Here is a 13,406-nt window from a genome sequence, read left to right as displayed (position 1 = left end):
TGTTTTGCAGTGTTTCGGCCACAGAAGGCCAAGGACGCGTTTTCCCGCGTTTTCCGACCGCTGGATCATCGCAGCCCCGGAAATCCACTCCACGGCCTTCTGTGAAGGTCGATAAAACTCACAGCCGCGGCCAGAAATGGACCGTCGAGCGCCTGCGCCGATCGGTGCGCCGCCTGGTGCACGAGGGCCTCGCCGAGCCCGAGCTTGTTCAGCGCGCCCCGCGGCGGCCGCCCGAGATCGATTGGTGAGGCTCGTTGCCGGTATTGCGACCGCCGACCCGCATCTCAGCCTGCGGGCGATCGCGGCGCAACTCGAGGCGATGCGCGAACGGGCCCCGCGTGGCGGCTGGAAATGGGCGGCTTCGTCGGTCAAGCATCTGCTTGATCGCGCCCGGGATCTCGGGCTGAAGGTGCACGAACCCGCGAACGGTTGACGCGGGGACTGGTCGCTGCTCTTGCGCCCTCCCCTCGCCTGCGGGTGCAAGGCGCGCGGCGATCGACAGCGCTGCGGATTGCAGTCGGCCACCGGTCGATCAGCGCCGTGACTTTCTTTCGGCCGAACTCGTCGGAAGCTTCCAAGATGCGAACGATGGCGTCGGCCGGATCCTGCAGGACGCGGGCAACGCCGATCGCAAGCCCGTACCGCTCCGCCCCTGACGTGTCCGGCAAATCGCTGATGGCTGAAGGCAGTTGCTGCTCATAGATCGGCACAGCGACCCGGAATTCCGGCACCACGACCGTCAAGGCAGGGCGTCGGAAGCGCTGCGATCGGATGGATGGCTCGTGCTGACACGAGAATGGCAAGCCGGCCAGTTCCCACGGCGCCGCAGGCGACGCTTCGCGCACCGGCGACAGCAGCAACGATAAAATCGCGCTGACGGACAGTGTGTCGGAATCCCCTCCCATTGCCCAGCGATGGAGGATTTGCGCACCCTGACGGGCGATCCAATAGTCGCCCAGAGCACTGGCGCCGCGTGTGTTGCAGCTGACAAGCGGTTGACGATGTCGCTCGCACCAGAAGGAAAAAGCGAACGCCCAGGATCTGAGACGTTGCGGTCGTTGCATGCCGCGCGAGCAGCCCGGGCAAAATGCCTGGGAATCCAAGAGAAGGAGGTCGCGATAGCGCGCCGGCGCGTCATGGAAGGTCATGGCGAGCAGGCGTTGGACCGAACTGCTCGTTGCGGCGGCGATGCGCTTGAGGTCGTTCTGCACGGGTTCCCTCTCGAGCTGCAGCGCGGGCCGAACCCAGCCGACATGCCTTTGCAGCCCTTCCCGGGAAACCAGATAGACATCGGCGATCCGCTCGAGCCAGGAACTCAGCCGTTCGTCCGGAAAGGGCGGCGGCACGATCGGCAGCGGCGCCCTCCCCTCCCCCATCACGGCTCAGGCCGCAGCGAAGGTCGTCGGCGCGGCAACGCGGTGATCGAGGATCGCGGTCGGCGTGATCCGTTCGGTTCCGGTGAGAATGGCGTCCGTGGCGAGATCAATCACCATCCGGAAGATCGAGGCCGTGATGCCGCCATTGATCTCCACGAGCCGTTTGAGTGCGCTATCCGTCAGCTCGGACGGGAAACGCAGCGGCAACGAGCATAGCAGCCCGCCAATCAGCCCGTGAAAGTCGTCGTCGTGCCGCCACGGTGGCAGACCGTAGGGCTCGAAGCGGCTGTTGAGGTGGGCGTCGCCCCGGATCGCATCGCGCGCCTCGTGCGAGCCGAGGCAGATCAGTGGGATCCGCAACTCGTTGCCGAGGAAGCGCAGCAGATTGAGCATCCGGCGCTGCTCGCGGTAGGTGCCGGCGATCAGATTCTGGACCTCGTCGATAACCAGCATGCGCGGCGCGATTTCCTGCAGCAGTCGCAGTGCCTGCGTTTCGAGCTGCCCAAGCGTAGCGCGCGTCGGCGGCGGCGCGCCGATTACCGAAAGCAGGCGGTGATAAAAACGTCCCTCGTCCGGTGAGGCGACCATCTGCACGGCGATGACAGGCCGGTGATGGATGCCGATGGTCTCGTCGAAGCGCGGCGGATGAGCCCGTACGAACTTCTCGATGATCATTGTCTTGCCCATGCCCGACGCGCCGAAGATCAGCAGATTGGGCATGCGCGCGCGTTTGGGAAACAAGAGCAGTTCCTCGAGCTTGTCGAGCGCCTGTCGGGCACGCGGATAATTAACCCACCGATCCACCCGGATATGCTCGATACGCTCGCGCTCGGGCAGGTCGACATGGGCCCGAACGGCGGGATCGAGGTGCGCATAGGCCGTCATTCCCATACCTCCACTGGAAAATGTGGCAAGGCGATCACCGGTTCGTCCGCCGGCGCGCTGGCCGGCAGCGCCGGCTTTGCCAACAGATGCGCCCGCCGCGCGCGCAGTCGGCGCGTTTGCAAAGTCTCCCGCGTCGCATGGTCGACCAAGGCACGTTGCGCGGCGATCGTCTGGAAGATCGTCTCCTCGTCGATTTCGCTGCGGCCGCGGGCTCGCTGCACGCGCAACGCCGCCTTCTGTTCCCACAGCGTGATGGCGGGACGTCCGGGATTGCGCGTCGGCGCCATCAGATAGTTTCCATCCAACTTGACGAACACCTGGTGCAGATCCCTCGGGTCATATTTGACCAGAACCTTGTCGTCGCACCGGCCGATCCAGGGCGCGAAACCATCCGACCAATAGCAGATGTTGTGGATGTGGATGCCGGTCCGCCGCAGCACTCGCGGCTCGAACGGCAGAAAATCGATCAGAAAGGCAAGCGGATCACGCACCTGCCGCACAGGCCGCGCCGATACGGCTTCGTTCCAGGCCGCCACCGGCGGGCGGCCGATGCCGCGATGCAGGTCGGTATGGTAGGCGATGATCTCCAGCGCCAGCCAGGCCTCGAGCTCACGCATCGTCATCACGGCCCGCACCTCGGGATCGTAGTCGCCCCGCTCCAGCACGTTGGAGAAGTGCGTGCCGGGCAGCAGATGCACCGCCCCCATCATCGTGCCAATCAGGCGTTCGACATGGCCGCCAAATCGGGGCGTTCCTGGCGGCCGATAAGAGACGACGATGTTGTGGTCGTCGCAGCCCCGCTTGAACGCACGGGCGTGGAATTCGGCGCCGTTGTCGACATGGATACACTCGGGCAAGCCGCTCGCTGGCCATTTGAGCGGAATTCCACGATCCTGAAGCCAGCGTGTCTTATCAATGATCGCATGCGTCAGGCATAGCGCCACCGAGGTCACCGAAGGTGCCTCCAGGGAGAGGTAGAACCCCAGCACCATGCGCGTGCAGACATCGATGGCAATCGTCAGAATAGGTCGGCCGATCGGCTGTCGTTCAATCGGATCGACCACCGTCACATCGACCTTGGTATGGTCGATCTGGACGATCTGCAGTGGATGCTGCGCGGAAAACTCGCCAGGCAGGGCCAGGAATTGCGCCTCTGTCCGCGCCTTTCCTTCACGCCGACGCATCAGCGCTTCCGCATCGTAGGTCTTAAGATAGGCCTTCAACCGTCTGATCGCTGGCGGCGTCAAACCGCTATGCCGACACTCGGCGACGATGCGCTTCCACAGCCGCGTCAGGCTCGGCCGTTCCGGCGTGGCATAGAACGTCCGGATGGCTTCATCGACCAGCACCTTCAGTTCCGGTTCGAAAGCATCGATCCCCGGTCGCCGACCCGGCTTGCGTTCGATCAGGACCGCGATCCGCTCGTCTTCCCGGAAACTCTTCAACCAGCGAAATAGCGTCGTCCGGCCGACTCCCAACTCAGCCATCGCGTCGGCGATTTCGTCTCGGCTCGGTCGTTGCGGCAAGCGGCGTAGCACAGCGGCTCGTGCAAGCGCCGTCTGCCATTCCCGCTCATTGGCCTCGTTGCGATCCATAGCTATACTACGAGAAGGTTGCGAACGTAGTCCCACTATTTCCGAATCAGGATTGTAACGTAGTCCCACGAAAAGTGAATCCGTCTCGCAAAACTGAATCGTTTATGCTATTGAAAACATTGAATGTGCTGTTCCATCAAAACCGGTCAACTGACATCCGGAAAGCTCTGCTCCGCCGCACAGCACGCCGGCGGCCGACGGCATTTCCACCGCCGTCGCCGCAACACCCACCTCCCCTCTTCCGGCGAGCGCCGGCCTGCCGGCCCAGCTGCAGGATCTCACCGACCGCGCCCGCGGCTACGTCGAGGCCGCCAGCTCCGCCAACACGCGCAAAGCCTATGCGTCCGACTGGAAGCATTTTACCGCCTGGTGCCGGCGGCAGAGCCTGTCGCCTCTCCCCCCGGAATCGCAGGTCGTCGGGCTCTACATCACGGCCTGTGCTTCCGGGACGGCTGAGCGTGGGATGAAAGCGAACACAGTCTCGACTATTGAGCGGCGCCTTGCCGCCATCGGCTGGAACTATGCCCAGCGCGGCGCGCAAAAACTCGATCGCAAGGATCGCGCTATCGCCACCGTCATGGCCGGCATTCGCAACAAACACGCCACCCCGCCGCGCCAGAAAGAAGCGATCCTGCCGGAAGACCTGATCGCCATGCTCGAGACACTCGAGAGGAGAACCCTGCGTGGCATGCGCGATCGGGCGATGCTGCTCCTCGGCTTTGCCGGCGGCCTGCGCCGTTCGGAAATCACCGGACTCGACCTTGGGCGCGACCAGACGGACGACGGGCGCGGTTGGGTCGAAATCTTCGACAAAGGCGCGCTGCTGACGTTGCGTGGCAAGACAGGCTGGCGCGAAGTCGAGATCGGCCGCGGCTCTTCCGACGCGACCTGCCCCGTCGCCGCTTTAGAGGCCTGGGTAAAATTCGCGAGGCTCGCGAAAGGCCCCCTCTTCCGCCGCGTAACCGGGAAAGGCAAGGATGTCGGGCCGGACCGTCTGAACGACCAGGAGGTGGCACGCCTCGTCAAGAAAACCGCGCTGGCTGCTGGCGTGCGCGGCGATCTCTCCGAGGCTGAGCGCGGCCAGATGTTTGCCGGCCATTCGCTGCGCGCCGGCCTCGCCTCCTCGGCGGAGGTCGACGAGCGCCACGTGCAAAAACAGCTCGGCCATGCCTCGGCAGAAATGACCCGCCGCTACCAGCGCCGGCGCGACCGGTTCCGCGTCAACCTCACCAAGGCCGCGGGGCTCTGACAAGCCCTTTCCCTCCTCGGCGTGAAACTGTTAGGTCAAGTTTTGTCGTCGTTTTTTCACTTAGCGGCTCAATTGAAATCGGGACGCAAAAACCACAATCGGTCAGCTGTCAGTAGACCAATCGCGCTCGTATCGTTCCGGGAATTTCGCGTAAGGCCTGTAGGATGTCGTCGGCCTTTGCACAAATTCCTTCCGCCTCGATCACCACGTAGCCCGTGTCGCCATGGGTCTGAAGGAACTCAGCGACGATGTTCAGCCCCCGTGACGAGAAGATTTCGTTGAGCTGGATGAGCATGCCGGGGCGGTTTTCATGCACGTGAATGAAACGCGTGCCGTTCGGGCGCTCGGGCAGTTGTACCTGCGGAAAGTTGACGGCGCCCATCGTTGAGCCGATGTCGGAGTATTCGACCAGCTTCCTCGAAACCTCCCCGCCAATACGCTCTTGGGCTTCCTCAGTGGAGCCGCCGATATGCGGCGTCAGAATGACATTGCTCAAGCCTTGCAACGGCGTCTCGAAACGCTCGTTGTTCGATGCCGGCTCCTTAGGGAACACGTCCACGGCGGCACCCGCGAGATGGCCGTCTTTCAGGACTTTCGTAAGCGCATCGAGGTCAACCACCGTGCCGCGAGAATTGTTGATGAAGATGGCGCCCTTCTTCATACGGCGCAGTTCCGTTTCAGTGATCATATTATGCGTCGAGGGCGTTTCGGGAACGTGCATCGTCACATAGTCAGAGATTTCGAGAAGGTCGCCCAGCGAAGCCATCGACTCCGAGTTGCCGCGACGAAGCCGATCGGATAGATCGAAGTAGCGCACGACCATGCCCATGCTTTCGGCAAGCGCGCTGAGCTGCGATCCGATATTGCCGTAACCGACAATGCCGAGCGTTTTGCCGCGGACCTCCCGGCTGCCGACAGCGGACTTCTCCCACCCTCCTTGATGCGCGGAAGCCGAGCGCGGAAAAATCTGCCGGGTCAGCATAATAATCTCGCCGATCACAAGCTCGGCCACCGATCGCGTGTTCGAATACGGTGCATTGAACACCGGGATGCCGCGCCGCCGCGCTGCATCCAGATCGACCTGGTTCGTACCGACGGAAAAACAGCCAATCGCGATCAACTTCTTCGCGGATTCGAGGATCTCGTCCGTCAGCTGAGTGCGGGAGCGAATGCCGATGATGTGGGCGTCGGCGATGTGGCTCTTAAGATCCTTGTCGTCGAGCGCCTTCGGCAAGTGAATGAGATTGGTGTAGCCGGAGGAAGAAAAGTAGTCCACGGCGGTCTGGCTAATGCCTTCCAGCAGAAGCACGGAAATTCGGTCGCGTGGAAGTGAAAGTTCGCGGGTCATAAATGTTGCTCCGATTTCCGAAAGACCGATGTGGCATCGACGCTTATGAATTGTTTAAGCGCCCTGGCAGCCTAATATCAACACTTGGATACCGCGAACAGATCTCCGTCATCGCCCACATACTGAAAGCGATTGAACGGCAGAGCGCCTCCGCAGCGGACGCCGCTCGGCGAGACAAAATAGTCGCTCTCCTCCGTCAGGAACCTGCTCGGTAGCGCGGAAAAATGGTCTGTTCGAAACGCTACAGGGCCGTGACCGCAGGGTGAAACGCACACCAGCCAGTATGCTGAGAACAGAAAAGCCTGCCGCGGGAGGAGGTGCGGCAGGCTTTCCAAACTGTGATCGGCAACTGGGAGGAGGAGCGCCGCCGATCCGGTGCGAGCGATCAAGGGAGGAGAAGATCACTCGCTATATGAAGTTCGTGGGAGGAGGTACGAACGTCATGCAGACAATATGGTCCCGTCCGGCTTCGCCGAGAAGCCCGGATGGCTGCATGACAGCGTTGCAGGCCGCGTACGTCAATCGAAGTGCCCCACTGTCGGCCGGAACATAGTCGCTTGAATGCGTCCATCGCTCTCTTCGATCGCACATTCCTCAGAAGAGAAAGGCCGGGATACACTGGGCCACAGACCGTACCTTCCCACCCGCTATGCAGACCGTCGCTCGTCGCCGGCGCCGCTTCGCATTAGGGCCATGATCATCGGCCCGAGCGAGAATTCGCCCCGTTCGGCTCGTCTGGTGAGATCCCGTAGATAGCCACCGGGTGAATTGATGTGTCCTTCCCTTTCAAGGATGCAGGCAACCGCTGTCGCGGCGTTTTCCGCCCCCATCGTGTCGCACGCATCCTGATAGGCCGATGGGCTGATGCCGAGCATCGTTCTCACGACAACGGCGGCGCTCATTAGATCCCGCCAGCCGGAAATCGCTCCTCCTTGCGGCACATAGGCGGTGATTTCCGGGCAAGCACGCAGGATCATAGTCAACGGGAGCGATCCCATCGGCTTGACAATCCGTTTCGGTTCTTTCTCCAACGGCGCCCCCTGCTCTTTTCGAGAGCGAGGTTCAAGTTCACTAAGGGATTCGGGATTTGAATTCTGTATGTGGCATCCGATTTGGACAGCATTGCTATCCATTTTTTCTGCTTTTTGTTGCATATTCAGGATGTTGAGCACTTCATCGCGCAGAAGGCCCATTTCTACGAGGATCGCATCGACTTCAGTACGGCTTGGAGAGCGCGGAATCCGTCCGACAAGTGCGACAAACATAGCCTCAATCGTTTCCCAATCCCCATCCGCGCCCTCCTCGACCGCGGCCGTAATCAGCTTGCGAACATCCCTGCGGCAAATCGTAAGGGCTTCCTTCGCCCGCTTGAGCAACCGGCGTTCCTCTACGACCTGCTGGGCAAGAATCGCGAATTCCTCGACACGAGCCAGGAGTGGCGCGAGGCTGAAGCCATACGCTTGCTCGATCTCTCCGCCCTTCGCGCGGTGAGCGTACCGCTTACCGTTCGGACTATCGCGCCGGAAGATGATCCCTGCGTCGACAAGAACTGCCAGATGACGGCGCAACGTGGTGCCGGCAATGCCGTGGGCTCGATGGGAGAGCTGCTCGTTAGAGGGGAAGACCACCAGGCCGTGCTCCTCCGAAAGGTCGCTTTTGGGGTAGAAGCTCAAAAGCGCGTCCAGAACGGTGATCGCGCGATCCTGAAGGCCGAGTAGTCCGCGTGCCTCGCTCACGTCGCGGAACACCTTCCACTTGTCGATGGACTTGCCTGCCTTGATATCAGCCGCTTGAACCTGCCGATTCACGAGCGCAATCGACATCCGCCGCGGCCCAAAGGGCGCGGTTACATTTCCGACTTGCATTTTCCTTCACCTTTCAAAAGGCAAAAGACGTCCGCTCACCAAAACGGTGCCAAAATGTCCTCACCAGACTCTTGACGGGGATTCTCGGAAATGCGATTCTCTGGGTGCTAACTCGAGAAGGGCTTCCGGAATGTTTCGGGGGCCTTTTTCTTTTGCGGTTTCGAATCTCTCCTACGTTTCGCTACGCTCCTGGAACTCCCTGTAAAGACGCTCCAGATTGTCCGAAAGGTATGCTCCAAATCCGGAAGCATCCTTTGATTTCACGGCGATCGTAAACGACCGACCAGCATCTTTCGTAGCGACCTTCACCGCGTTTTCCGCCAATGCCCAGGTCCGCTCTGTCGGCCGGCTGGATGCCGGCTTCTTCTGCTTTTTTTTCGACAGTGCGTCCACGACTGCGGAGAATCGCTCTTCGATCGGCACATCGTCGAGCAGCCCTTCTCCAATCAAGGAAACAGCTTCGGCCGCCTTGGTAGGATGAAGAACGATCTTCTTGAGGTGTTCCCAGCGATCTCGGCCAATACCTCGTGCGGCGCCGATTGCCTCAAGAACTTCCCCAGGAATTTGTTCTGCTACAGCGAGCATGCGCGACAGAAGGGTGTCGTCGACCGTCAGGGCTGTTTTGATGTCTTCTTTTGAAATGCCTGCGGTCTGAAGCGTCTTCGCGAAAAGAGACTTCTCGATGAACGTCAGCCCGGCGCGTGCCGTGTTCTCTTGCCCTTGGGAGATAACGTAGTTGATCTCCTCCAACGGCTTAATTATCGCCCTTACGGTCGTCCCAAGTTCCTTCGCAACCTTCGTTCGACGGTGTCCAAAGACGATGATGTGTCGACCTTCGACTTCGGGGTTTGGCCTAACGAGAATTGGGGACGACTGGCCAGCCCTTTTGATCGCGTTCCGGAGCGCCTGATACTGCTCATCATCTTCGCCAATACGATCGCGAAACGGTGACGGATCAAGCGAGTCCGGATCGAGCTGGACGATGGATTCTCCCTCGAGGAAGCGGATCGAGTTCTCAGCCATCTCGTCGAGTGACTGCATCATAGACCGCGATGCACCGCGCCGCGCATATTCTGCTCGCGCTTCAGATGGTGCAGCGACCGATGCCTCTTCAGGGCGCATGCCGCCAATATTGGAGAGGAGATGCTTTCTAGCCATCGCTTTTCCTCAAATCTCTCATCATCTTGCTGTTTTTTATGTCTTTTTTTGCATTCTGCACGGCTGTCAAATCCAAGCCTACTTCCGCCCCCACGCCTGATGTACCAAAGAAGTGATCTCGCTATTCACCGCGTTCAACGACTCTATGGCGCGGTCATAGGTCGAACGAATGAACTGGTTCCGGTCCACCTCGTAGAGCGTCTGTTTCGTGATCCCGGCATCGGAAACCGCCGTAGACTTGAGCATTTGATTGCTGAGCATTCGTCGATTGAACATCGCTTGCATGAAGCCAACCATCTGGGCTTGAGGCCCATCAGTCGGCTCATACCGTGTGACGAGATATCTGAACCATTTAAGGCGCACCTTTGCCCCAGCGCTCTTGATGGACTGGAGTATCCCCCCAAGCATCAGCAAGAACTGGCTCATCGACATGATGTCCAACATCTGCGGATGCACTGTGATCAGAACCGACGTCGACGCAGTAAGCGCCGTCAGCGTGAGATAGCCGAGTTGCGGAGGGCAATCGATCACCACGACGTCGTACTTGTCGTCTACTTCTTTCAGCGCCTGACTAATGCGCGTGAAGAACATCCTGCCTTCAGGAGAATTCTTGTTCGATGCGGCTAACGGTGTTTCGTACTCGTATTCCTGCAGCTCAAGATTGGCCGGGACAATGTCCAGACCCGGAAAATTCGTGCTTTGGATAATCTCTGTGATCGAGCGGCGCTGCTTGTCGTAGCGGAGCGCCTCGAACAAGGACGGGTTCTTGTCCAACTCGGGCTGAATACCATGCAGAGCCGTGAGGGAAGCCTGGGGGTCGAGATCAATTGCAAGGACACGATGCCCCGTCAAAGCAAGGTATTGGGCCAGATGGGCAGTCGTCGTTGTCTTCCCACTACCCCCCTTGAAATTCACAACAGAGATGACCTGGAGACCCTCACCCTTGCGTCGATGGGGAACGTACTTCTTGAAGTCGCTGCGACCATACTTATCCAGAAACTGCCGAAGCTCGAGCATCTGCTCAGCTGTGTATGAACGCCGGCCCGATGAAGAGACTTGAGGCTGCGGCCCCTTTCCGTCAAGGTGCAACTTCTTGATATGGTTCTGGGTCACACCAAGGAACTCGGCGACCTCGGACAAAGAGAAAAGGCGGAGCCCCTTCTCGGCATTCGGTGGATACTGTTCGAGGCGCAGCATGTTGAGCTTGTCTGAGATGAGTTCCCCTTGTTCGAGAATCTCCTCATCAAAATCCAAGTCCAAGTCCGCTGCCAAGGTACGCTCAGTTTCCACTCGTGCCACCACTTTTTGAGAATAACGCTTTTCTCACCACGAATGCCGAGAAAGCGTGATTAGTATGGGCGATTCTCCAGTGGCCGCAAGGCGTTTTTGGTTAACGAAAGGTTAACGCCAAATGCCAGAAATTGTCGGCTAAATAAATTTCACAAGCGAATATAGTCACTTAAGGGACAACCACGCGACGGCACGCCGACGCGCTACTAACACTTTTGTTAGTAAAAATAGCTGAAAAAGGTGACCCAGCACCTGCCGATGCCCATCTCGGCACCAGAATCACCACTAACACTTCTGCGAGTAGATCTCCGCGCCGATTGGCAGCAAACCACCCTGCGTCTCAAACGCCAGGGAGATTTGTTCGATGCGAGTCACTGCTATTGCGAAGGCCCGAACCGCCTCAGAAATGAAGATCCTCGACGACATGCACCGTCTCAGGGCGCGCATTTTCCAGGGTCGCCTGTCCTGGAATGTCCGCTGCACCGACGGCCGCGAGTATGACGAGTTCGATGATCTGGCGCCGACCTACATCATCGCGCTCTCCAACCGCGATGCGGTCATAGGCTGCGCGCGTCTCCTGCCCGCGGTCGGAACGACGATGCTTGGTGCCGTCTTTCCGCAGCTTCTCAGGCGCGGCCAGCTCCCCGCTCATCCCCGGATGATCGAAAGTTCCCGGTTCTGCGTCGACACCGCATGCGAGGAGGGGAGGGCCGACGGTTCTCTGCATGGCGCGACGCTCACCATGTTCGCCGGCATCGTCGAGTGGTGCCTGACGAATGGCTACAACGAGATCGCGACCGCGACGGACGTGCGCTTCGAGCGCATCCTGAAACGTGCTGGCTGGCCGATGCAGCGTCTCGGCGATCCGAGCATGATCAACGAGACGCGCAGCGTCGCCGGGATCCTCCCCGCCGATGCCGCGAGCTTCAAGCGTTTGCGCCCTGCCGGTTATCACTCGGCGATCCCCACCCTCGGTAAGAAGGCGGCTTGAGCGATGACGTCCCATCACCACCACTCGCTTCCCCGCCTGATCTCCAAGCTGGAAAACGCGCTCGGCGACCATCTCTGCATCGCTCTCGATGATCCGAGTGTCGTCGAAATCATGCTCAACCCGGATGGAAAGCTCTTCATCGAGCGCCTCGGCCACGGCATCGCCGCCGCCGGCGAGATGACGCGCGCTGCCGCCGAGACGGTCATCGGGAGTGTTGCGCATGTCCTGAAATCGGAAGTGGACGAGGACAACCCTATTGTCTCGGGCGAGCTTCCCATCGGTGGGCACCGTTTCGAGGGGCTATTGCCGCCGGTGGTGGTGGGACCATCCTTCACCATCCGCCGGCGCGCATCGCAGCTCATCCCACTGGATGACTACATCCGGTCGAAGACCATGACGCCGATGCAGGCGTCGGTGATCCGGAATGCCGTCGAGTCGAAGCTCAACATCGTGGTGGCGGGCGGAACCGGCTCGGGCAAGACGACGCTGACGAACGCGATCCTTGCGGAGATCGTCGAGCATGCGCCCGAAGATCGGCTCGTCATTCTCGAAGACACGGCCGAGATTCAATGCGCGGCGGTGAACGCCGTGTGCCTGCACACCAGCGATACCGTCGATATGTCGCGTTTGCTGAAGAGCACAATGCGCCTCCGACCGGATCGCATCATCGTCGGCGAGGTGCGTGACGGCGCGGCGCTGACATTGCTGAAGGCGTGGAACACCGGACATCCGGGCGGCATCGCCACGATACACGCTAATTCGGCGCGTTCGGCGCTGCAACGCCTGGAGCAGCTCACGGCCGAAGCCAGCCAGCAGCCGATGCAAGCCGTCATCGGCGATGCGGTCGACCTCATCATCTTCATCGAGCGCGTCCCGAAAGGCAGGCGCGTGACGGAAATCCTTCATGTCAGCCGCTTCGCCGGCGGCCAATACCACACCGAACCATATGCAGAGGAAGAGCGCGATGCAGCGTAACCGGAACCCCTTTACCCTTGGCTGCTTCATCGCAATCGGCGCGATGGTGCTCGCTACGCCGGCACTTGCCGGCTCCGGCGGCGGTGGCCTGCCCTGGGAGGGACCGCTCGAACAGATTCAGGAATCGATCACTGGACCTGTCGCCGGCTATATCGCTCTCGCCGCGGTCGCCATCGCCGGAGGTATGCTGATCTTCGGCGGCGAGTTGAACGATTTCGCGCGGCGGCTGGTGTACGTCGTCCTCGTTGCCGGCCTTCTTCTCGGGGCGACACAGATCGTCGGCCTGTTCGGAGCGACCGGCGCCTCGATCGGACCAATCGAGGCTTGTTTGGACGTGAGCCCGGTTTCCGGAGGAGGGGAGGGGGCTCATGGCTGAGTCCTTTTCCGGCCTGCAGCGCAATCGCATTCATCGCGCCCTGTCCCGGCCGAACCTTCTGATGGGTGCGGACCGGGAGCTGGTGCTGATCACCGGGCTCGCGGCCGTCATCCTGATTTTCGTCGTCCTGACGGTCTATTCGGCGCTGTTCGGCATCGCCGTCTGGGTCGTCATCGTCGGAATCCTGCGCATGATGGCCAAGGCTGACCCGATGATGCGGAAGGTCTATATCCGCCATGTCTCCTACAGGCACACCTACAAGGCGACGACCTCGCCCTGGCGCCGGTACTAGGGAGGA

Annotated in this window: 12 protein-coding genes and 1 pseudogene; 6 read left to right on the top strand and 7 right to left on the bottom strand. The window is 60.4% G+C overall.

The window, feature by feature from the left end:
* Window positions 1-128: 128 nt before the first annotated feature.
* Window positions 129-433: pseudogene (locus MOE34_RS23675) on the top strand (recombinase family protein); the annotation flags it as partial.
* On the opposite strand, the gene MOE34_RS23670 reads toward MOE34_RS23675, so the two are convergent.
* From MOE34_RS23670 to MOE34_RS23660, 3 genes are read right to left on the bottom strand one after another with little or no spacing between them, the layout of a single operon-like run.
* Window positions 369-1,376, bottom strand: coding sequence for a TniQ family protein (locus tag MOE34_RS23670; RefSeq protein ID WP_242224997.1), 1,008 nt, complete (start codon window positions 1,374-1,376; stop codon window positions 369-371). The pseudogene MOE34_RS23675 and the gene MOE34_RS23670 overlap by 65 nt on opposite strands.
* A gap of 6 nt (window positions 1,377-1,382) precedes the next feature.
* Complete coding sequence (locus MOE34_RS23665) at window positions 1,383-2,261, bottom strand: TniB family NTP-binding protein (protein WP_242224995.1); 879 nt, start codon at window positions 2,259-2,261, stop codon at window positions 1,383-1,385.
* Complete coding sequence (locus MOE34_RS23660) at window positions 2,258-3,856, bottom strand: Mu transposase C-terminal domain-containing protein (protein ID WP_242224993.1); 1,599 nt, start codon at window positions 3,854-3,856, stop codon at window positions 2,258-2,260. The genes MOE34_RS23665 and MOE34_RS23660 overlap by 4 nt, the downstream gene beginning before the upstream one ends.
* A 202-nt stretch (window positions 3,857-4,058) precedes the next feature.
* Between MOE34_RS23660 and MOE34_RS23655 the strand changes: the two genes are divergently transcribed.
* A complete protein-coding gene (locus MOE34_RS23655; RefSeq protein ID WP_242225024.1) occupies window positions 4,059-5,105 on the top strand; it encodes a tyrosine-type recombinase/integrase in 1,047 nt (348 codons plus the stop codon).
* A gap of 109 nt (window positions 5,106-5,214) precedes the next feature.
* On the opposite strand, the gene serA is transcribed toward MOE34_RS23655, so the two are convergent.
* From serA to repA, 4 genes are all read right to left on the bottom strand, one after another.
* Window positions 5,215-6,453: a phosphoglycerate dehydrogenase gene (serA, locus tag MOE34_RS23650; protein WP_064334790.1), complete on the bottom strand. Its 1,239-nt coding sequence runs from the start codon at window positions 6,451-6,453 to the stop codon at window positions 5,215-5,217.
* A gap of 647 nt (window positions 6,454-7,100) precedes the next feature.
* Entirely contained in the window at window positions 7,101-8,318 is a 1,218-nt protein-coding gene (gene repC / locus MOE34_RS23645) for a plasmid replication protein RepC (protein WP_064334789.1), read from the bottom strand.
* A gap of 171 nt (window positions 8,319-8,489) precedes the next feature.
* A complete protein-coding gene (gene repB / locus MOE34_RS23640) occupies window positions 8,490-9,476 on the bottom strand; it encodes a plasmid partitioning protein RepB (protein WP_064334788.1) in 987 nt (328 codons plus the stop codon).
* 78 nt (window positions 9,477-9,554) lie between these two features.
* Window positions 9,555-10,673 carry a plasmid partitioning protein RepA gene (gene repA, locus MOE34_RS23635; RefSeq protein ID WP_242225022.1) on the bottom strand — a complete coding sequence of 373 codons (1,119 nt, stop codon included), beginning with the start codon at window positions 10,671-10,673 and terminating at the stop codon, window positions 9,555-9,557.
* Window positions 10,674-11,130: 457 nt separating this feature from the next.
* Here repA and traI point away from each other — a divergent pair, with 457 nt between their 5' ends.
* From traI to MOE34_RS23615, 4 genes are read left to right on the top strand one after another with little or no spacing between them, the layout of a single operon-like run.
* On the top strand, window positions 11,131-11,757 hold the full coding sequence (gene traI, locus MOE34_RS23630; protein WP_064334786.1) for an acyl-homoserine-lactone synthase TraI: 627 nt from the start codon (window positions 11,131-11,133) through the stop codon (window positions 11,755-11,757).
* 3 nt (window positions 11,758-11,760) lie between these two features.
* Complete coding sequence (gene trbB / locus MOE34_RS23625; RefSeq protein WP_064334785.1) at window positions 11,761-12,732, top strand: P-type conjugative transfer ATPase TrbB; 972 nt, start codon at window positions 11,761-11,763, stop codon at window positions 12,730-12,732.
* Window positions 12,722-13,108, top strand: coding sequence for a TrbC/VirB2 family protein (locus MOE34_RS23620; RefSeq protein ID WP_064334784.1), 387 nt, complete (start codon window positions 12,722-12,724; stop codon window positions 13,106-13,108). The genes trbB and MOE34_RS23620 overlap by 11 nt, the downstream gene beginning before the upstream one ends.
* Entirely contained in the window at window positions 13,101-13,400 is a 300-nt protein-coding gene (locus tag MOE34_RS23615) for a conjugal transfer protein TrbD (protein ID WP_064334783.1), read from the top strand. Before MOE34_RS23620 ends, MOE34_RS23615 begins: the two co-directional genes overlap by 8 nt.
* The last annotated feature ends 6 nt before the right edge of the window (window positions 13,401-13,406 follow it).

It is taken from the genome of Shinella zoogloeoides, assembly GCF_022682305.1.
Taxonomy (GTDB): Bacteria; Pseudomonadota; Alphaproteobacteria; order Rhizobiales; family Rhizobiaceae; genus Shinella; species Shinella zoogloeoides_B.
The sequence above is the reverse complement of the archived record's forward strand: the minus strand, read 5'-3'. Positions and strand labels throughout refer to the sequence as shown.